At 48.3% G+C, this 234-nt stretch carries 2 tRNA genes; both read right to left on the bottom strand.

From position 1 onward, the window contains the following. Positions 1 to 43: 43 nt before the first annotated feature. A tRNA-Gly gene (locus AACV33_RS06625) sits at positions 44 to 119 on the bottom strand. Positions 120 to 153: 34 nt separating this feature from the next. Continuing rightward, positions 154 to 230: transfer RNA gene (locus AACV33_RS06620), tRNA-Met, on the bottom strand. Between the last annotated feature and the right edge of the window lie 4 nt (positions 231 to 234).

The following is a 234-nucleotide window of genomic DNA, read 5'->3' as shown; positions in this document are numbered from 1 at the left end:
AAGTACAATGAAACTATAAACCATCAACACTTAAAAGTGAAAATGGAGCGACACACGAGGCTCGAACTCGTGACCTCAACCTTGGCAAGGTTGCGCTCTACCAGCTGAGCTAGTGTCGCATGATCAACGCTATAAAAGCATTTAATCTAAATGTGGTTGCGGGAGCAGGATTTGAACCTACGACCTTCGGGTTATGAGCCCGACGAGCTACCAAACTGCTCCATCCCGCGTCCG

The organism is Aliivibrio sp. SR45-2, assembly GCF_963890165.1.
In the GTDB taxonomy this organism is placed as follows: Bacteria; Pseudomonadota; Gammaproteobacteria; order Enterobacterales; family Vibrionaceae; genus Aliivibrio; species Aliivibrio salmonicida.
The sequence above is the reverse complement of the archived record's forward strand: the minus strand, read 5'-3'. Positions and strand labels throughout refer to the sequence as shown.